The organism is Scardovia inopinata JCM 12537, assembly GCF_001042695.1.
GTDB classification, from domain to species: domain Bacteria; phylum Actinomycetota; class Actinomycetes; order Actinomycetales; family Bifidobacteriaceae; genus Scardovia; species Scardovia inopinata.
On the sequence record NZ_AP012334.1, the window covers coordinates 1458531 to 1478894 of the forward strand.

General features: G+C 48.1%; 16 protein-coding genes and 1 tRNA gene. 7 read left to right on the forward strand and 10 right to left on the reverse strand.

Annotation, left to right across the window (positions count from 1 at the left end):
• Window positions 1-59: 59 nt before the first annotated feature.
• The 4 genes from SCIP_RS05985 to rfbB all read right to left on the reverse strand — a co-directional run bounded on the left by SCIP_RS05985 (window position 60) and on the right by rfbB (window position 3381).
• Window positions 60-728, reverse strand: a complete 669-nt coding sequence (locus SCIP_RS05985; protein ID WP_006293616.1) for a single-stranded DNA-binding protein — start codon at window positions 726-728, stop codon at window positions 60-62.
• A gap of 114 nt (window positions 729-842) precedes the next feature.
• On the reverse strand, window positions 843-1139 hold the full coding sequence (gene rpsF / locus SCIP_RS05990; RefSeq protein WP_006293615.1) for a 30S ribosomal protein S6: 297 nt from the start codon (window positions 1137-1139) through the stop codon (window positions 843-845).
• Window positions 1140-1324: 185 nt separating this feature from the next.
• Window positions 1325-2245 carry a hypothetical protein gene (locus SCIP_RS05995; protein ID WP_006293614.1) on the reverse strand — a complete coding sequence of 307 codons (921 nt, stop codon included), beginning with the start codon at window positions 2243-2245 and terminating at the stop codon, window positions 1325-1327.
• A gap of 14 nt (window positions 2246-2259) precedes the next feature.
• The gene (gene rfbB, locus SCIP_RS06000) at window positions 2260-3381 is read right to left on the reverse strand and encodes a dTDP-glucose 4,6-dehydratase (RefSeq protein ID WP_040591436.1); all 1122 of its coding nucleotides are present in this window, start codon (window positions 3379-3381) and stop codon (window positions 2260-2262) included.
• A gap of 198 nt (window positions 3382-3579) precedes the next feature.
• Here rfbB and glf point away from each other — a divergent pair, with 198 nt between their 5' ends.
• From glf to trpA, 7 genes are all read left to right on the forward strand, one after another.
• A complete protein-coding gene (gene glf, locus SCIP_RS06005) occupies window positions 3580-4770 on the forward strand; it encodes a UDP-galactopyranose mutase (RefSeq protein WP_006293612.1) in 1191 nt (396 codons plus the stop codon).
• A gap of 241 nt (window positions 4771-5011) precedes the next feature.
• Window positions 5012-5096, forward strand: a tRNA-Ser gene (locus tag SCIP_RS06010).
• A gap of 557 nt (window positions 5097-5653) precedes the next feature.
• Window positions 5654-6676, forward strand: a complete 1023-nt coding sequence (trpD, locus tag SCIP_RS06015) for an anthranilate phosphoribosyltransferase (protein WP_006293611.1) — start codon at window positions 5654-5656, stop codon at window positions 6674-6676.
• 19 nt (window positions 6677-6695) lie between these two features.
• Window positions 6696-7550, forward strand: coding sequence for an indole-3-glycerol phosphate synthase TrpC (gene trpC / locus SCIP_RS06020; RefSeq protein WP_006293610.1), 855 nt, complete (start codon window positions 6696-6698; stop codon window positions 7548-7550).
• A complete protein-coding gene (locus SCIP_RS06025; RefSeq protein ID WP_048349278.1) occupies window positions 7543-8259 on the forward strand; it encodes a phosphoribosylanthranilate isomerase in 717 nt (238 codons plus the stop codon). Before trpC ends, SCIP_RS06025 begins: the two co-directional genes overlap by 8 nt.
• 81 nt (window positions 8260-8340) lie before the next feature.
• Window positions 8341-9525: a tryptophan synthase subunit beta gene (trpB, locus tag SCIP_RS06030; protein ID WP_040591294.1), complete on the forward strand. Its 1185-nt coding sequence runs from the start codon at window positions 8341-8343 to the stop codon at window positions 9523-9525.
• The gene (trpA, locus tag SCIP_RS06035; RefSeq protein WP_006293609.1) at window positions 9518-10309 is read left to right on the forward strand and encodes a tryptophan synthase subunit alpha; all 792 of its coding nucleotides are present in this window, start codon (window positions 9518-9520) and stop codon (window positions 10307-10309) included. Before trpB ends, trpA begins: the two co-directional genes overlap by 8 nt.
• A 49-nt stretch (window positions 10310-10358) precedes the next feature.
• Here trpA and SCIP_RS06040 read toward each other — a convergent pair whose 3' ends face one another.
• The 6 genes from SCIP_RS06040 to SCIP_RS06065 all read right to left on the reverse strand — a co-directional run bounded on the left by SCIP_RS06040 (window position 10359) and on the right by SCIP_RS06065 (window position 20178).
• Window positions 10359-12167: an ABC transporter ATP-binding protein gene (locus SCIP_RS06040; protein ID WP_006293608.1), complete on the reverse strand. Its 1809-nt coding sequence runs from the start codon at window positions 12165-12167 to the stop codon at window positions 10359-10361.
• Complete coding sequence (locus SCIP_RS06045) at window positions 12167-14014, reverse strand: ABC transporter ATP-binding protein (RefSeq protein WP_006293607.1); 1848 nt, start codon at window positions 14012-14014, stop codon at window positions 12167-12169. Before SCIP_RS06045 ends, SCIP_RS06040 begins: the two co-directional genes overlap by 1 nt.
• 212 nt (window positions 14015-14226) lie before the next feature.
• Window positions 14227-16839 carry a glycoside hydrolase family 31 protein gene (locus SCIP_RS06050; RefSeq protein WP_040591291.1) on the reverse strand — a complete coding sequence of 871 codons (2613 nt, stop codon included), beginning with the start codon at window positions 16837-16839 and terminating at the stop codon, window positions 14227-14229.
• Between the two features lie 97 nt (window positions 16840-16936).
• The gene (locus tag SCIP_RS06055; RefSeq protein WP_006293605.1) at window positions 16937-17752 is read right to left on the reverse strand and encodes a carbohydrate ABC transporter permease; all 816 of its coding nucleotides are present in this window, start codon (window positions 17750-17752) and stop codon (window positions 16937-16939) included.
• Window positions 17752-18633, reverse strand: a complete 882-nt coding sequence (locus SCIP_RS06060) for a carbohydrate ABC transporter permease (protein ID WP_006293604.1) — start codon at window positions 18631-18633, stop codon at window positions 17752-17754. The genes SCIP_RS06055 and SCIP_RS06060 overlap by 1 nt, the downstream gene beginning before the upstream one ends.
• 141 nt (window positions 18634-18774) lie before the next feature.
• A complete protein-coding gene (locus SCIP_RS06065) occupies window positions 18775-20178 on the reverse strand; it encodes an ABC transporter substrate-binding protein (protein WP_040591290.1) in 1404 nt (467 codons plus the stop codon).
• Window positions 20179-20364: the final 186 nt, after the last annotated feature.

Genomic DNA, 20364 nt, shown 5'->3' on the forward strand with positions numbered 1-20364 from the left:
TTTTTTGTATAAATTTTGATAATTCTTATATCTGTATATCTATATGAAATAAATTCTGATTAAAACTCAGGATCAGCAAACTCATCGTCAGAACCGAAGTCAGCGTTGGAACCAAAGGCTGTAGACGAATTGAAGGCACCTGAATCAGAGGAATTAGCCCAGGGATCGGTTCCCTGTGAGGCATAACCGCCACCGCCGTTCTGCCCATTGGTATTCTGACCACCGGCAGCACCATTCCCGTTACCACCAAATCCGCGGGATGCCCCTGCCTGGCTGGCTCCACCGCGATAGCCTCCGCGGCCGGCAGCAGAACCATTATTGCTGTATCCCCCTGAGCCAGTCCCGGAAACGTTAGCGTTGCGCTGAACCTGGGCTGTATTGCGGCTCAGTGCAGGACCAATCTCATTGACACGCAGCTCTACCACTGTGCGGCTTTCGCCGGACTGGGTCTGGTAAGAACGCTGAGTCAGATTCCCCTGAGCAATAACCCTCATCCCCTTAGATAGGGACTGGGAAATATTGGTAGCCATGGGAGAATACTGAGAATCCCAGCAGGAGCAGCGCAGGAAGAGAGCTTCGCCGTCTTCCCACTGGCCGCTGTTGCGATTATAGGTACGGGGAGTGGAAGCAATGGTGAAATTCACCACTGTGCCACCATTGCCTGTCGTCCGAAGTTCCGGATCAGCAGTGAGATTGCCAATTATTGTAACCGGTGTTTCTCCAGCCATGATGCTCTGCCTACTTACTTGACTGTGACTTACTCTGTCTGATTATACTCTGATTCAGAGTCCATTTATCGTGGTGATGGTCTGATTTTTCTGATTCGTGAGTATTGTCAGAATTTATTTGGCGTCCTTACGAAGGATTTTCGTACGAACAATGGATTCGTTAAGATTAAGAAGACGATCCAGCTCTGCACTGGTCGCGGGTTCACTGGAGTATTCGACAACGGCATAAGCGCCTTCAGTTTTGCCATTAATCTCGTAAGCGAGCTTGCGGCGGCCCCAAATGTCGACCTTCTCTACAGTACCCTTTTCATTGGTGACTGTTTCCATGTACTGATCAACCAGCTTCTTCAAAGCGCGGTCATCCAATTCCGGATCAGCGATCAGCATGAGCTCATATTTATGCGCAGACATCACCCACCTCCTTCGGACTATAGGCTACAGACTTTCTGCAGCAGAAGATGTGTTTACGCTCGCTGCTTCCACCAGGTTTCAGCCTGATTTTGGCAACTTGTCTACTATATCGAAGGGGGCAGATATCTCCACTTATCCCTGACCAACCCCTGCCGCACCTCTGACTCACCTATAATTCGCTGCTTCTAATCCAGGAGAGGATTACCAAACCAGGTCTTATACAAAAGGAAAAAATTCCGATTTCCATAGCTAGAACAGGAATCTCCTGTTCCCAGGCCGGCTTTAAGAGCAGCAGCGTTGGGCTGATAAGGAGTATAAGTATACAACAAGGCCGTTGCATCGTTATAAATATAGACAGTAGATCCCCCACAGCTAGTCTTGGGATTATAGCGAATATAGTTAAGGCTGTGAGAATGATAGGGATATCGAGAGGGATGAGCCGCATAATATTTAAACCGATGAGCAGCCCCGTAAACCTGTTTAAAAAATCCTAAATAATCGCTGTCACATTTACCATTGTCCGGGCAGGACAAGCCCAAGGCTGTATTAACCTGAGTCCTGGTCGGTCCTGAAGAGGTGACCAAACCTTGCTCTTTCTCCAGCATAACCACCAAAACCTTCTGACTAATTCCGCAACTGCGGGCGGCGGCATCGATGATCCGGGCAGCAGTGGCAGTGTTTCCGGAATTTTTCTTATCTCCGCTTCCACTGTCATATCCCTTGCATAAATCATCAGCCTTCTGCGGGAAAGTTCTGAAAGAATAGGAACTCAAGCAAAATTTGCCCCTGCAATTCTTTCCCCTTGCCGTAAGAAAAGTCTGAATTTGAGAAACAGTCAGAGAGTTAGAATCATAAAAAGCTGAATCTGTAATAATATACCCAGGATCAAAATGATACTGCTGGTAGAGAACCTTTTGCTCAGATTGAGCTGCGGCAATTTCCTGCCTCTGTATACGGTAATTATTTCCCTGCCAGATCAGAGCAATAATCAGACCAGCAATAATAATCCACAAAAGTACCGTCTTTGCTGAAACCGCTTTCAAAGAGGACGTGATTCGTGCGATTACAGCCGTGCCTCTACTGTTTCTCCTCTTCTTACCTGCCATGCCCGTCTCCTGTCTTATAAGCCATACTTATCTCTTCTTTCCGCCTGCAAACGATACCGACTTTCAGCAGCTTCCTTTGCAGCCAACCACCAGGAGCAATGATCCCTGTACCAGGCAATAGTTCGGCGCAATCCCTGGTAAAAGTCAGTATATTCAGGCTCCCATCCCAGTTCTGCCCTGATTTTTGAGGCATTGAGCGCATAACGTCTGTCAGCTCCAGGCCTGTCAGGAACAAACTCAATGCTGTCAGCCGGAGCCCCCATCAGCGACATGATATCGTGAGCAATCTGAATATTGGATCTTTCCCCCCGAGAACTGATAACATATGTTTCCCCAATGGTCCCTGCCTCCAGGATCTTCCAGACAGCTGAACACTGATCTTCTACGGCAATCCAGTCTCTTACTGCCAATCCATCACTATAAATCTTTATAGGTTTGCCTTGAAGAATATTGGTAATTTGGCGAGGGATAAATTTCTCCACATGCTGATAAGGCCCATAATTATTGGAGCAGGTGGAAATTGTGGCCTGAAGCCCGTAAGTCCGAACCCAGGAGCGGACCAGATGATCCGAGGCCGCCTTGGAAGCAGCATAGGGGCTTGAAGGCCTGTAGGGACTGTCCTCAGTGAATTCTTCCTGGCTGTCTAAAGGCAAATCACCAAAAACCTCATCAGTGGATACATGATGAAAACGGACCCCATAGCGGCGTGCTGCCTGAAGCATAGTGAAAGTCCCCATAATATTGGTTTTCATAACAGGATCGGGATCATAAATGGCATTATCATTATGAGATTCTGCGGCGAAATGAACAATGGCATCGGCCTGTGAGACCACAGAATCCACCAGTGAATCATCGCAGATTGAGCCGTGCATAAAGGTTACTGGGACTGATGGCCTGGCTGCTGCCGAAGCTCCAGCTCCCTGCACATGTCTGGGCTGAGCCTGCCCGGATTCTTCCTCAGAACCGCTTGTTGTCTGAGCAATCAGACCATCAAGGTTATGAATATTGCCTGCATAAGTCAGCGCATCCAAAACAGTCACTGAAACTTCAGGATGATTGTGGACAAGATAACGCACAAAGTTCGAACCAATAAAACCTGCCCCGCCCGTGACCAGAATGCGTGAATATTTTCCCATCTGTAAATCTTTCTGTATTTTTCTGTATTCTTCTGTAGCTTCCGTGTTTCTTACACTGTCTATAATTCTTATAATTTGCATGCAGAAATGTATGCCTCCCTTCTATTTTGGCATATCAAGGCAACAAAAATCCTTCTCCATACACGTTCAGCGATAGAATAGGAAATGTTAACTTCCCACCCACGAAAGGTGATATTTATGGCAAACGAGCAAACGGCAGCCACTAACGAAATCGATGCTGACGTTGTTATTGTTGGAGCTGGTCTCTTTGGATTGACCATTGCCCAGCAGGTTGTTGAACACACCGGCAAGAAAGTTCATATCATTGACATCCGTGACCATATTGGCGGGAACGCATATTCTTATTTTGATCCCGCAACCGGTGCGGAAATTCATAAGTACGGGGCTCACCTCTTCCATACCAGCAATGAACGGGTATGGAAGTATGTCAACAGATTCACTAAATTCACCAATTATGTGCATCGGGTATACACAACTCATGACGGCGAGGTTTTCCCCCTGCCTGTCAACTTGGGAACTATCAATCAGTTCTTTCATGCAGCCTACACTCCTACTGAAGCTAAGGCTCTGATAGAGAAGCAGGCAGGCGAGTACGCAGATATTGAGCCGAAAAATCTGGATGAACAGGGTAAAAAATTAATCGGCCAGCCCTTATACGATGCCTTTATTCGCAATTACACAGCCAAGCAGTGGCAGACAGATCCCTCTGACCTTCCAGCCTCAATAATCCGCCGGCTCCCTGTACGATTTACCTATAACAACCGCTATTTTAAGGACACCTGGGAGGGACTGCCAGTAGATGGTTACACGGCCTGGTTCCAGAGGATGATTGACGATCCCCGCATTACCGTTTCCCTGGGAGTTGACTTCTTCGATGACAGCCAGCCTTACAACAAGAAGAACCTGGTTGGCCGCCTCCCCGTTATTTATACAGGCCCGGTGGATCGCTACTTTGATTACCAACTGGGTGAGCTCAAGTGGAGAACCGTTGATTTCAAAGAAAAGCGATATCACGAAGACGACCATTTCGGTTGCCCTGTGATGAATTATGCAGATGCTGATGTTCCTTACACTCGGGCAATTGAATACAAAAATTTCAATCCCGAGCGCTACGATCAGCAGAACCATAATGAAACTGTGGTCTGGGAAGAGTATTCTCGCTTCGCGAAAAAGGGCGATGAACCATATTACCCCATCAACACCGATGAGGATCGGGCCCTTTACGCCCAATATAAGGCCAAAGCAGCTGAAGAGCCACAGGTTATTTTTGGCGGTCGGTTGGGAACCTATGCTTATTACGATATGCATCAGGTCATTAACAGTGCCCTCATCGCTTATGAGACGGAAGTTGCTCCTCTTTTAGACTAGTACAAGCTCGGGTAGGCCCGGAAGGCCAGCTAGCCGGAAGGTCAGATAGAAAATGCGATAAGGAAGAAATTCGCCATTCTCATTTTTGTATCTGCCCCTCCGGACCCATATCCCATATATGTGATGCGATGTAATCAAAAAGTCTCATAAAGAGCCAGCGACACGTCAATAAAGGGTCATGCTTCCTAATTCGATAGGCTGTGTTACAGTTTAGGGGTTGTCTGATGTTGGGTCAGAACACGGAGGATTCGCCTAGTGGTCTATGGCGCACGCTTGGAAAGCGTGTTGGGTGCAAACCCTCACGAGTTCGAATCTCGTATCCTCCGCTCAGGTTTTATTTGTCCCCTATCCCATCCCCTATCATTGTCGAAGTTCTGTCGCAGGTTTTGTCATAGGGGTGTATATACTAAAGGTATATTAATTAAATACGGAAAAGGTATTTAAAGATGCACCATTTTATTGTTTCTGAATTTCGATGGTAACGCTCACCAATAGCGAGCGCAGTTTTTGGTGCTTTCAAACTGATCACGACTGATTATGACTTATTCTGACTGATCAATGCAGCTGTAATTGATTACACAGTAGTATCAGAGCAGTCTTTATCCATGGTGTTGTGGTTTTATCAGTTGCGGAAGTATACCAGCTCCACACCTATAAGAATCCCTAGCACTAATAAATTAATAATAAGAATATAGATAATTCTCAGTCAACTGTCCTTAATCTGAATTTATCAAGTGTATTTTTATTATCCCTATTTATTATCATCCTTCGGACGACCAGGTATAGATTTCATTGCTGAGCTCGGCGGAATCAAGCATAATCATAATAAGCATAACCACAATAAACACAAGCCCAATAACCACAGCAGAAAGAATTAAGAACAATGATTAAAGAAGCCATTGCAACCATCGTATCTCACGGCGATCTGACCTATCAGCAAGCTTATGATGTGATGAATGAAATCATGAGCGGCCAGACTTCACCCACACAAAATGCAGCATTTCTGGCAGCGCTTTCTACAAAAAGCACCCGAGCAGAGACAATCGAAGAGATTTCAGGATGCGCTGCCGCCATGCGAAGTCATGCCACCCCCGTCCCCCACCCGGGTATGAAAGTCCTTGACATCGTGGGAACCGGCGGAGATAAAGCCAGCTCTTTCAATATCTCCACCACAGCAGCCATGATCATAGCAGCTGCCGGAATTAAGGTGGCTAAACACGGAAATCGAGCAGCCTCCTCTCAATCCGGGACTGCAGACTGTCTGGAAGCACTGGGAGTCACTATTCAGCAGGATCCACAGAAAGCGCTCGATTTGCTTGAATCTGTGGGGATCTGCTTTCTTTTTGCTCAAAAATATCACACATCCATGAAGTATGTAGGAGCAATTCGTAAAGAGCTGGGTTTTCGGACGGTTTTTAATATTCTTGGCCCTCTCACCAACCCTGCGAAGCCTGAATATTTTGTGCTGGGCGTCTATGATGAATATCTGGTTGAGCCCATTGCCCAGGTTCTCTCTCATATAGGAGTTGAACGTGCTCTGGTAGTTTATGGACAGGATAAGCTTGATGAGATTTCTATCAGCGCTCCCACAACTGTCTGCGAGTTAAAAGACGGAGATTATGAGACCAGCCAGATTAAGCCTGAGGATTTTGGCTTAGCCCGCAGGAAGAAGACTGACATTGTTGGCGGAACTCCCCAGGAAAATGCCGAAATTACCAGAAATATACTTGCTGGGGAACTACGCGGGGCTAAAAGAGACATTGCCGTCCTGAATGCTGCTGCCGGAATCTATACAGCTGGAAAGTCGGACAGTATGAAAGAAGCCTGCCAATTGGCGGAACAGCTGATTGATGATGGTTCAGCCATGAATGTACTTACTTCCTTCATAACCGCTTCTGGCGATTAGCCCAGGTAAGGAACCGATTATGACAATTTTGGATGATTTGGCGGATTATGCCAGACTGCGATCACTTCATGATCAGGAAACTATTCCCTATTCGCAAATGCGGCAAACGGCGGAAGCTCTGGCAGACGGTGCTGGCAGCGGCCACTTCGCTTTTGAAGATGCTTTGCGGGGTCCGGGTATTCACTTTATCTGCGAGTGCAAGAAGGCTTCCCCCTCGAAAGGCTTGATTTCTCCCGATTTTCCTTACAAACAGATTGCCCGTGACTATGAGGAAGCCGGTGCTGATGCCATTTCTTGTTTGACCGAGCCCCGGTGGTTTCAAGGGAAGGACAGCTATGTGACTGATATTTCACAGACCGTATCGATTCCCATTCTGCGCAAGGATTTCACCGTAGACGATTACATGATCTATCAGGCCAAAGTGATTGGGGCTTCCGCAGTCCTGTTGATCTGTTCTCTCCTGGATGGCAGAACTCTCACTGCTTACCGTCAGCTGGCTGAATCATTGGGAATGTCAGCCCTGATTGAAGCGCACGATGCGGACGAAGTTAAACAAGCCGTCGCCTGTGGCGGGCGAATAATTGGTGTGAATAATCGTGATCTGAGAACTTTCACCGTGGATATTGCCAATTCCGTGCGGTATAGGGATCTGGTCCCGGCTAATGCTGTATATGTATCAGAAAGCGGAATTCATACTGCCGATGATATTCGAGCAGTGTATAGTGCCGGGGTTAATGCCGTTCTCATTGGGGAGAGTCTCATGAGAAGTGCCAACAAAAAAGGGATGATAGCAGGACTACGTCAGGCTTGTGAGCCCGTGGCTGACGATGCAACAAGGCTGAGCAGATCCACAGTGGAGGTAGAAAATGACTGATGATTATGTTCAGACATCAACCAAAATCAAAATCTGTGGGATGAGTCGAGAGGAAGACATGGAAGCTATTAATACCTATCCGCCGGATTTCTGCGGTTTCGTTTTTGCTCCCGGAAGCCGGCGCCGGGTCAGTCTGAGCCAGGCGGGCAAACTGTCCGCCATGAGGAAAAAGGGCATTACTGCTGTGGGAGTTTTTGTTGATGCCCCAGTGGACTTGATAGGGCAGGCGGCAGATTCGAAGGTTATTGACATGATCCAGCTGCATGGGCATGAAGATGAATCCTACCTGACCCGCCTGAGAAAGATCACTACGTGCAAAATTATTCAGGCTGTCACCATTCGTACTCTCAATGATATTATCCGGGCAAGATCTAGTTCAGCTGATTATATTCTCCTGGATAACGGCAGCGGCAGCGGACAAACCTTTCAGTGGGATTTGCTAGAGAAGGCTGAGAAAACATTAGGAAACGGCATAGGAAGAAAGTATTTTTTGGCCGGTGGGTTGAGTCCGGAGAATCTGACAGAAGCTATCAGCCGCTTCCATCCTTACGCAGTGGATATAAGCAGCGGAGTTGAATCCTATCTGGAGCGCCAGGGAGCAGAACCAGTGAGGGTAAAAGATCCACTCAAGATCCGGAGGTGCGTGGAGATTGCCAGAAGTTCGCCCGGACAAAGCAGAAATAGTATAAACAAAATCACCCCATTATAAACAAGAAGTACCCGGTCAAAGAAATACCAGACCAAGCTCAACCTCCATAACACATAACTATCCGTAAAAGAAAGGAACCACATGTCGCAAGGACGATTTGGACAGTTCGGTGGGCAATACGTCCCGGAAACCCTGATGGGCGAACTAATCAAACTGGAAAAAGCTTATAAATATTACAGTCAGAACCCAGAATTTCAGAATGAGCTGACGGATCTTCTCAATAATTATGCAGGAAGACCGTCTCTCCTCTACTATGCGCAAAAAATGACAGAGGACTTACAGGGTCCCAAAATCTATCTCAAGAGGGAAGATCTCAATCACACCGGAGCTCATAAAATCAATAATTGCCTGGGGCAGGTGCTCTTAGCAAAAAAGATGGGGAAAACTCGGGTCATAGCCGAAACTGGAGCAGGTCAGCATGGAGTCGCCACCGCGACCGTTGCTGCGCTTCTGGGTCTGGAATGCGAAATATTCATGGGAGAAATTGACTGTCAGCGCCAAAAACTCAACGTATACCGGATGGAATTATTGGGGGCCAAGGTCCATCATGTGAAAACAGGATCCCAGGTGTTGAAGGATGCTGTTAATGAGGCAATGAGGGAATGGGCCAGCCGGGTGGAAGACACTCATTATGTGCTGGGATCGGTAATGGGCCCCCACCCCTTCCCCACTATGGTCAGGGACTTCCAATCAGTCATTTCTCAGGAAGCCCGCAGACAGATTCTTGACCAGGAAGGCCGGCTGCCAACCGCTGTCATTGCCTGCGTGGGAGGAGGCTCCAACGCCATAGGAGCCTTCTACCACTTCATCCCAGATAAACAAGTCCGTTTGATTGGATGTGAAGCTGCCGGCCGCGGAATAGGCAGCGGGTTTTCCGCTGCCACCATTGCTACCGGAAAACCCGGCGTTTTTCACGGTATGAAATCCCTTTTCTGCCAGAATGAGTACGGACAGATTGACAAGGTCTATTCCATATCCGCCGGACTGGATTATCCCGGTATTGGTCCCGAGCATGCATATCTGAACCAGACAGGCAGAGCGGAATATGTATCTATCACCGATGACGAGGCGGTTGATGCCTTTGAATACCTCTCCCGAATGGAGGGAATTATTCCGGCAATAGAAAGCGCTCATGCCGTGGCTTATGCCCGTAAGATTGCACCAACTATGAGTAGAGATCAGATAATCATCATCTGCCTGTCAGGCAGGGGCGACAAGGATGTAGCTTCCATCGCCAAATACAGAGGAGTTGATATTGATGAATAGAACAGACACCATGGCACCGCCCATCTCTGATGCTTTCGCAGACGGCAAGGCCTTCATCCCCTTTATCACTGCCGGCGATCCCAGCCTGGACAAAACTGAAGAGTTCATCCTTGACCTAGACCGGGCCGGGGCTGATCTAATTGAGGTTGGTATCCCCTTCTCAGACCCAATTGCTGAGGGCCCAATTATTCAGGAAGCAGATATTCGATCTCTGGCTGCCGGAACAACAACTGATGATGTTTTTGCTGCAATCGGGCATGTCCGCAGCAAGACCACTATTCCCCTCGTCTTCATGACTTATCTGAATATCGTTTTTTACTATGGCTATGATCGCTTTTTCCGTCGCTGCCAACAGGTGGGGATCAGCGGAATCATTATTCCTGATCTCCCTTTTGAAGAAAAAAACGAATGCAGCAGCATCGCGTCCCGGTACGGAGTTGATATCATCTCCATGATTGCCCCGACTTCTCAAGAGCGAATTCATGCCATTGCTTCAAAGGCTCGTGGCTTTATTTATCTGGTGTCCTCTCTAGGAGTCACCGGGGAACGCTCCGAAATCACCACAGATTTACGATCCCTTATTGATTCTATCCATCAGACTAGCGACCTTCCTGTAGCTATTGGTTTTGGGATCAATACTCCTGAACAGGCTCATCAGATGGCAGAACTTGCTGATGGGGTCATAGTAGGCAGTGCTTTAGTAAGAATTATCGGTGACCATGGCGGGGACGCCGGCCCCCTCATCACCACCTATGTCCAGAAAATGAAAGACAGCTTAGATTAAAACAGGCTGAAGCAAGCAGGGGGCGACATGAGGATGATGAGAGGGGGATTTATATGTCCCCATCCCCGTGACCAGCGCGAATCATGGCGTACTGCGATTCGTATAAACGGTAGTAGGCCCCCTTCTGTCTGAGAAGATCAGTGTGGCTGCCATGTTCGATAATCTGCCCATGATCCACATAAAAAATCTCATCAGAATTCTCAATAGTAGACAAGCGGTGAGCAATAATAAAGGATGTCCGCCCTTTCAACAGATGGGCCAGCCCAGCCTGGAGAGCTTCCTCGGTTCGAGTATCAATGTTGGACGTGGCTTCATCCAAAATCAGGATCCTGGGATCGGCCAGAAGAACCCGAGCAAAGGCAATCAACTGTCTCTGTCCGGCAGATAAGGTAGATCCCCTCTCCTCTACGACCGTGTCATATCCTTGAGGAAGTCCCATGATGAAGTCATGAGCGTGAACGGCTTTGGCAGCAGCCACAATCTCCTCGTCGCTGGCGTCCAGCTTTCCATAACGGATATTGTCTTTAATATTCCCAGAAAAGATGAAAGTATCCTGAAGCATAACCCCCATTTGTCTCCGCAAAGACTGAAGGGTCACATTCCGCACGTCATGGCCGTCAATAGTGACTGATCCTTCCGCCACATCATAAAAGCGGGAAAGAAGATTGATAATGGTTGTCTTTCCTGCTCCAGTTGGTCCAACCAAGGCAACTGTTGTAGCGGGCTGAATATGGAAATCCACCAGATTGAGAATATTGCGCCCATCCGGTTCATATCGGAAAACAACATTATTGAAATCCACCCAACCTTCAATCGGGGGCAGCTGAATGGCTTCAGGCTTGTTAGCTATGGAAGGCTTGGTATCAAGGGTTTCGAAAATCCTCTCCAGGTAAGCTGAGCAGGTGACCAGCTGATTATAAAAATTACCAATGCTGATTACCGGATCCCAGAAGGTATTCGCATAGCCAATGAAAGCAATCAGGACTCCGGTCGTCACATGAACGCCGCCCAGGCTCATAATGCCAATGTAATAGATAAGGGCAATCGTAGATGTGGAAATAATCTGAATACCTGGCCAGAAGAGAAACTGAATATGAACGGCCTTCATGTAGGAAGTCCGCACGTTATTTTGTTGTTCCTGGAATGTATGGTATTTAGCCTTTTCCTGAGCAAAGGTTTGCGTGGTCTTAACTCCGGCAATAGATTCGTGGATATAAGCGTTAAGATTGCTCTGCTTGCTGGATAGCTCCTGATAGGCCTTTTTCTGCTTGACTTTCAAAACAATAACCCAGACTATCAAAAGCGGAAAGAGGACCAGGGCCCACAGAGTCAGACGCCAATCCACAAGAAACATAACAATCAAGGTAACCAGGAAGGTAAAAACATCAACAATAACCTCGATGAGTCCGTCAGACAGGGTGTCAGAGAGAGTATTGACATAATTGACCACCCTGGTCAGGATTTTTCCATGGGGCCTGGAATCAAAATAATCGAAAGACAAGGTTTGAATATGAGTGAAGATATCCCGCCGTATATCCTTCAGCATCAGCTGCCCTACCCGGGTGATGGATACGGTCCGGTATCTGAGCCCAAACTCATAGACAATAATGAGCAGACTGAACAGAAGAACCAAACGCCACAAGAGAGTAAAATCCTTGTGAGGAATGGCGCTGTCGATAACAATTTTAGTCAGATAGGGCACAGCAACCAATATGCAGCTCATGCCCATGAGAACAAGTACAATCGCTAGGATCTGCTTGCGATAGGGCCTGAGATAGACCCCTACCCTGGCTAGGTCATGAAAGTTGATTTTCTCTTCAAGCTCTTCATCATCGCGATAGGTATTGCGTCCTGCCATTACTCACCTGCCTCTGCTCTAGATCCCACCTGATAGTCAAAGCCCTGAGATTGCCCTGACTGCAGGCCTAATTGCTTACGATAGATTTCCCAGTACCGTCCATGCATGGACACCAGTTGATCGTGGGTTCCTCTCTCTACAATTTTCCCGCCTTCAAGAACCAGGATTAGATCAGAATCCTTGATGGAAGAAATTCGATGAGCAATAGTTACCATGGTTCTGTTCCCATCCAGCGAGCGCAGATGTTTCTGAATTTGCGCTTCGGTCTCCATGTCTACTGCTGATGTAGTGTCATCCATAATCAAGATAGCAGGATTATCGGCCAGAGACCGGGCCAGGCTCAGTCTCTGCTTCTGACCGCCAGACAGGCCAACCCCCCGTTCTCCAACTACGGTGTCATAACCTTCTGGCATGGCGCTGATGAAGCTGTCAGCTCCAGCAATTTGGGCCATTTTGCGAATATACGCTTCGTCGGAAGTACCCGGAACAGACTCGTTTGCTCCCACGCCGGCTCCAAAGCCGATATTCTCGCTGATGGTGTCGGAAAAGAGGAAAGTATCCTGAGCAACTATGTTCACCTTGCTGCGCAGGGTTTTCAACGGCCATTCTTTGACATCTTTCCCGTCAATAAGAACCCTGCCCGAGGTGGGATCATAGAAGCGGGCAATCAGATTAACCAGGGTAGACTTGCCTGCTCCAGTCTCCCCCAAAATGCCCAGTTTGGAACCTGCTGGAACCGAGAAATTCAAATCTTTCAATACAAAGGTCTCTGGTTCATCTGGAAAGGCAAAGTTTACATGATCAAACTGAATAGCTCCCCTCATGGGCAGCTGGGCGGCTGCATTCCCGGCAGGATCCACAATCCTCGATTTGGCAGTCAACAGACGGCGGATTTTTACGCAGCTGGCATTGAAACGCTGCCAATCATTAATCAGCCAGCCTGATTGGCGGACAGGGCCTTCCACCATCCACAGGAAGCTGTTGAAGGTGACCAAATTCCCCAAAGTCATAAAACCTCGAATGACCAGGAAACCGCCTAGTCCCAAGGTAACGAGCTCCAAACCAAAACCCAGACCATCCAGCCAGGGCATGTATTTGCGGCTATTGTAAGCCAGATCCATGTTACGCTGCATGTAATCGTTGTTGCGCTCATCAAAAACTGCTGTCTCATGCTCCTCGCGGACGAAGGCTTTGACAACCCGGTTGCCTTCAATATTTTCTTCCACCATAGAATTGAGGTCTGCCAGGGAATTACGGATGGCAAAAAAGAGTGGGTGAGCATGTGAGGCCAGGGCCCGGGCGAGCAGAAAGAGGGGCGGAGTTAAGACAGCCAAGGCCAAGGCCAGCCGCCAGTCCACGGCAAACATGATGCACAGGGCTCCCACAAACATAACAACGCAGTCCAGCACCTGATAACTGACCCAGCTCAGGCAGTGGCGAATGGCATCGGTGTCGGACGTCATTCGACTCATAATATCACCGTTGCGCGTGTGATTAAAATAGGTGAAATCCAGGCTATGCAGCTTCTCATACTGATCGCTGACCAGGCGGTAGATGGAATTCTGTCCAAACCGTTCCATCCACATTTGGTAGCCATACCGGGTTCCCACTCGAGCAATGGTCAAGATAACCATCAGCCAGCAGAGGGGGGCCAGGAGAGAATAGCGTTTTCCTGTGATGACCTGATCCACGATCACTCCGGCAAGCAGAGGCATAATCATGGCAATTGCATCGTTAGCAATAAAAAGCACAAGCGACCCCGCTACCCGCGGCCAATCGGGCCGGCAATATGGCAGAATCCATTTCAGGTTGCTTGCCTCTTGATTCTTCGTCGGATCTACATACATGATGACAGCTGTGACCTATCCCTGTGTCCTTCATAATCAGCACAATTGCTATATTTATACACTATAATGTCTGATTATGTTTCATTTCTCGTCTACTACGGAATTTATGCTACACAAGGTCTCCCCCAAGAATACAGGCGGTATTCTTGGGCGTGTTTCACGCTTTGTTCATTATATGAGACAAATCAGGTGACGGTATCAGGAAGATCGCGTCAGGATCGCAGAAGCACCTCTTCCAGCGCAGCCAGCACAGTCTGAGGCAAAGACGAGTAGAGAATACTCGAAGGATCAGCTCTGCTTGAGGTCAAGGTTCGCAAAGCAGGAATAGCTCCTGCCCCATCCCGATCAATAGCATCCATAGCCTTGTCCTTTGTCAGGAATGGAATTTGAGCATCGTAGAGGATTGTGAAACAGTCAGATTGATAAGGATTGTCTGCAATTTTCTCTGCCGTCCGGGGCACAGCAAGAGTAATCTCCCCGTCTCTTGGCAACGGCGGCAGAACCAGACTCAGGCTAAGGTTATCGTCATCATAGGAAATACCAATCTGAGATGAAGACAGATTTGCAGCAGCCTTGCCTGGCTGCTTGCAGGAGAGAGTTATATCCTTCCAGATTTCAGGATTAGAGGGAGCCACCCCCCTTACAATAAGGGTCCACTGCCTCTGCTCAGGCAGGGAAGAGAGCTGGCCTTCGGGTCTGTGAATAGTGAAGACTGCCCGGCTGGAATCCGCCCGATCAGACCAGGTCATCACCGTTTTCGCCAAACCTTCCGCCTTGCCTTCAGAACCCAGAAGACCGGAATCCTCCATCATGGCAAATTCACCCGATCTACCGGGGAAAACCAGCAGTGACAGGGACTGGGGATTACCCAAGGTGTTTAAGTTGGCATCGCTGCCATTGTTACTGGCAGATTCAGGAAGATTGGCCAAGGGGATAATGGCCCCGGCAGGAGCAAAAACAGGAATCTGCTCAAGACTCCTCCAGGCTTCAAAGCTCCTGCCCCATTCCGACCGAACCGAATACCGGCGGCCGGTGAAAGCATCAAACCAGTCTCCCTGGGGGAGCCAAAGGTTAGCCTTTGCCCGCCGTGACTCCGGATCAGTTGGGTTGACTACCGGAGACACCACCAGCTGACTGCCAAAGTAGTACTCATCCCGAACCGAATAAGAGTCTTCCTTGTCCGGATCTGCCCAATACATGGGTTCTACCAAAGGCAGACCCCCATAGGCTGATCTGTAATTCATAGTATAAAGGTACGGTACCAGGCGATGGCGCAGCCGCAGGGCCTGAACCATAGCCTGCCGGGCTGGGGCATGAAAATTCCAGGGTTCTTTACCCATAAAGCGGGAAGCAGAAGAATGCAGGCGGTTGATAGGGCTGAAGGCTCCCAGCTGATACCAGCGGGCTTCCAGTTCCTCGTCCCTGGTTCCCAGCATATGGCCACCAATATCATGGCTCCACCAGCCGTAGCCAATATTGGAAGCAGTAGCTGTGAAATAAGGCTGAAATTGCAGTGATTTCCAGGAAATAACGGTATCGCCGGAAAATCCGACCGGATACCGGTGAGAACCCGGTCCTGCATATCGGGAGAAAGTTAGAGGCCATTTTCCCTTCCGGGAAGAATCCAGGAAGTGCATATGATTAAGCATCCACAAGGGATCCAGCCCCCTCATCCTGGTCACCCCTCCCTGCTGCCAGTCAAGCCACCAAAAATCAATTCCATCGTGTTCCAAATCGTGATGAAGATCAAAATATGCTCCCATGAAACGGGGAGAAGTAGCATCAAACTCGACTGTTTTCCCGCTGGCAGGATCAATGCCAACTTTTTCTGCAGTCTGCCGGTAGCCATCTTCAAAGGCTCTGATTCCATCCCGGGGATGATCATTAACCGCAACCCGTAAAGACCTGCGGTGAAGCTCTTTCAGGAACTGTTTGTGATCGGGGAAAAGCTCACGATTCCAGGTATAACCAGTCCAGCCGGATCCATACTTTTTATCAATATCGGTCAGATGCCAATCCATATCTATGACCGATACGCTCAGAGGAATTCCCTCCCGGGAAAACCGGTCCATCAGCTGCAGATATTCTTCCTGGCTGTACCGGTAGAAACGGCTCCACCAGTTGCCTAAAGCCCAGCGGGGAATGAGGGGAACGGGGCCGGTCAGACGGTAGAAATCCTGCACAGCCTGACGGAAGCGATGACCATACCCGAAGAAATAAAAATCCTGACTTTGACAGTCAGAACGGGGCTGAAGCCAGGTTCCAAAAGGATTGAAATCTGCAGGATTCCGGTCCAAAGGCTTCCGGTCCTTTTCCGCCTGAAGGCGATCCTGGTCAGACCGTACTAACTCCAGGGATTGAGAATCATCAATAATCGCCCAACCATCAGCAGAAAGCAGGCCATTCTCCAGAGGAAGATCCCCATTGGCGTTATCCAGAGTCCTGGCTGTTCCCCCCAGGTTACCTCGCGCCGTGTCCCCGTACCGCCAGGTATTGAACTGAGTGTTCACTCCCTTGACGAAAACAGATAATCCCTGCCGGCTGTATTTTTTTCCATCGAAACTAATTCTCAGCTTTTCTGTCTCAATGGTATGGATTCCGTCCTGAACGGTATGAGTAAAAGGAACCGGGTCAAAATTCCGGTTCAGGATTATCTGGGTAGGCTTATCCTCAAACTTTCCGGTCTGTGACCACTCAAATCTCACCAGGGAATCGGTCAGGAGACCAATACGCCACCCCGATCCCTCAATCACAGACTGGGGATTCATAAGCGGTCTGGATGGCAAGCTGTCAAATGGCACATACTCGGTGCTGGTTTTACTCATTGAGTACTCCTTACAATATATATCCCTCAAGGATATCCCTGCAATGGCAGAGCAATTCCCCGCAAATCTCTTTTCAGCAGTTTTCTCTCTGCTTTATCTATCCCTTGCTGCTGCCGGAAGCAATCCCTGCAATAAACTGCTTTTGGAAAAGCAGATAGACAATCAGAACAGGGATAATTGCCAGGGATGTTGCTGCAAAAAGACCGCCATAATCCGTTCCAAACTGACCGTTGAAGGACTTCAGTCCTACAGACAGCATTTGCCGGTCGTCATCGGAGATCATCAGGAAGGGCCAGAGGTAGTCTTCCCAGTTCCAGAGGAAGACGAAAATTCCCAGGGCAGCTATACTGTTGCGGCAGAGAGGGAGCATAATCTGGTGAAAAATGCGGGTCTCGCTGGCCCCATCTACTCTGGCAGCTTCCACAATCTCATCGGGAATTTCACCCATTCCCTGTCTCAGCTGGAAAATGCCAAAACCATTGACCAGAGCAGGAAGAATCAGGGCCCAATATGAGTTGTAGAGACCAAAGTTCTGCATCATTTCATACTGGGGAATAATAGTTACAGCCCAGGGGATCATTATCGTTGCCAGAGTGATGCCAAACAGAATATTCCTGCCCCTAAAACGCATTTTTGCAAAAATATACCCTAAGAGAGCACTGGTATAGAGCGCAATGATTGTTTTCACCACACTGATAAAAATAGAGTTGGCAAAAAGGCGCATAAAGTTAAATTTCTGCTGAATGCCTACATAGTTTGCCACGGTGCTGGGTTTGGGGAAAAACCCTCCGTTTATGCTCACAATGTCACTGTTGGGGGCAAAGGAAGAAATAAACATCCACACAAAGGGAATAATTGTGATCAGGGCAAGAATCCACAGAAAGATATTAAAAAGCAGCTTCTTGATTTTCATTATTCTTCACTTTCCGAGGTCAGACGGAACATAAGCAGAGTAAGTAGTCCGGTTATAAGGAAGAGGATGATGCTCATGGCCGAAGCCTCACCAAAGTTATATTTCACAAACGCTGTGTCATAAATCAGATAGCTGATGGTATAGGTAGAAGTTCCCGGCCCTCCTGAGGTCATCATCAGGATCTGCACATATGCCTGCATATAGGTAATGATGGATGTAATAAGAATGAAAATGGTGGTAGGCCTGATCATGGGCAGGGTGATCCGCCAGAATATCTGATTGCTGTTAGCTCCGTCAATTTCAGCAGCCTCATAAAGATCGGAGGGAACATTCATCAAAGCTGCCAGGTAGAGGACGGTGGCGTAGCCAAAATCTTTCCAGATCGTCATGATGATAATGGCAGGCATAGCCCAGGTTGAGCTGTGAAGCCAGTTGATATCAAGGTGGGTGACTTTGTCTACCAGCCCAAATTGGGGATCGAACATCCAGACCCAGACCAGGGAAACAGCAACCAATGGAGTTACCGTGGGCATATAGAATAAGCCCCTCAGGACTGTCTTGTATTTTGCCAACTTGGAGTATAGGAGCAGGGCAATGGCAAGACCCAGAGCAATTCGAAAAACAACTGCAAAAGCAGAGAAATAGAAAGTATTCCAAATCGATTGCCAGAAAAGATGATCGGTCAGAATGGTCTTAAAATTCTTCAATCCGACCCAGGAATAAGCCCCAGTCAGAGGGTTCCATTGATGGAGGCTTCCGGCAAAAGCCTTGCCAATAGGGTAGACGGTAAAAATCGCAAGGTTAGCAACCAGGAAAAACACTGCAATATTGCGCAGGTTAAGCCATGTGGAAAAAGAGGAAAATCGTTGTCGCGCTGTCATAATTCACATATCTTTCTTAAGACCAAATCTTTCATTTGCCTACACGGTCATGCCTTATAGATGAGAACAGATGAGGACAGATCCGGCGCAGATGCAGAAAGGAGAAACCTGTATGCTGCGCCGAATCAGGTGTTTGGTAGGTTACTCGGATTTAGCCTCGTCAAAATACTTGTACTGGCTTTCCAGCGAGGTAAACTTGCTGGACAAATTGTTCAAATCAGTCTGCATAGTCTGCTGACCGCTGGCAACAGCCTCATTGATAGACTTCTTGTTGTAGAAGATGTTCTCGAACACCTTCTGGGAAGTGCTCTCCAGAGTCGAAGGAACAGGACCGGGCCAAATCAGACGATTAACAATAGGGTGTATAACCTTGTACGCCGGCATAGCCTGAATCTGCTTGTCTGAGTCCAGAGTCCTCTTAGCAGGAACAGAGCCAAAGTTCAGGGCAGTTGTTTTGCACAGATCATCGGAAGCCAGCAGATACTTCATGATATCCTGGGCAACAGCCTGCTGATCTGGACGGGCATTCTTATTGATACCAGGAGTAGATTCTCCGTTGTAGCGATCATAAGCCATGGGAGTCGTTCCCTTGGTTACCAGCGGAGGAGCAAACTGGCCCCACTTAATCTTGGGATACTTTTGCTTGAGGTCAATGGCAAAATGACCCCACTGGTAGATCATAGCTGTCTGTCCATTACCGAAACTCTTCTGGGCATCAGTTCCAAAGTTGGCAGAACCTGACTTATCTTCCTCATAGAAGGCCTTGATCATATTCAAAGTCTTCTTGGTAGCCGCATTGTTGTAATTGACCGTAGTTCCGTCCTTCTTGAAAAGGAGTACGCCCTGCTGATAGTTCATTCCCTGCCACATGGCATTGTATTCGCCGGTTCCATTGAAGTTAATTCCGGCCTGAACAATCTTTCCGCTGGCGTTGGTCTTGGTCAGCTTCTTGGCAACAACCCGCATATCATCCCATGTCTTGGGGATATCGGAATCAGTCAGACCTGCTTTCTTCCATAAATCCGTGTTGTAATACCAGATGCCGGTATTAATAATGGAATCTATGTAATAAATCTTCCCGTCTTTTACATGCTGCTTGACCCCAATATAATCCTTCTGGAGATCCTTGACAGGAATGTCATAGGCAGCCATATAAGGACTAAGAACAGAATCATAGGAATTGTGAACTGCAAAGAGGGCAGGACCATTCTTGCCTCTCAGCTGAAGGGGAAGCTTGGTAAAGTAATCATCCCAGGTAGCATCGTGACGTTTTATAGTGACATTGGGATGGATTTTACTGTACTTTTTGAAGCTTGGCAGGGCTGTGTCTCCTGTACCATTCCAGGTCCAGTAATCAATGGTGATGGGTTTGCCCCCGTTGACCAAATGATTAGGGTTGTACTTTACCGTGGTTCCAATAGTGGACAAACCTTTGTTGGCTTTAGTATCTGTGACGCCGGTCTCAGCCTGTCCAGAACCGCAGGCAGCCAGTCCAGCAATGCAAACGGTTGCAATTGCCGCTGACAGTAATTGCTTAATTCTCATACCCACTACCTCCTCGTATGTCTTGGGTACTATTATCATAGCAAAATTCTCTCTTTATTTCATCTCTTTCGTACACTTTTCTCGATTCTTGCAAACGGTTTCATTGCAAACGTTTGCATTTGCCTCAGTAAAATTCTTGGTCAGCTTCGCTCTTCGGCGTGTCGCAATCTCAATTAGAAAAAAACA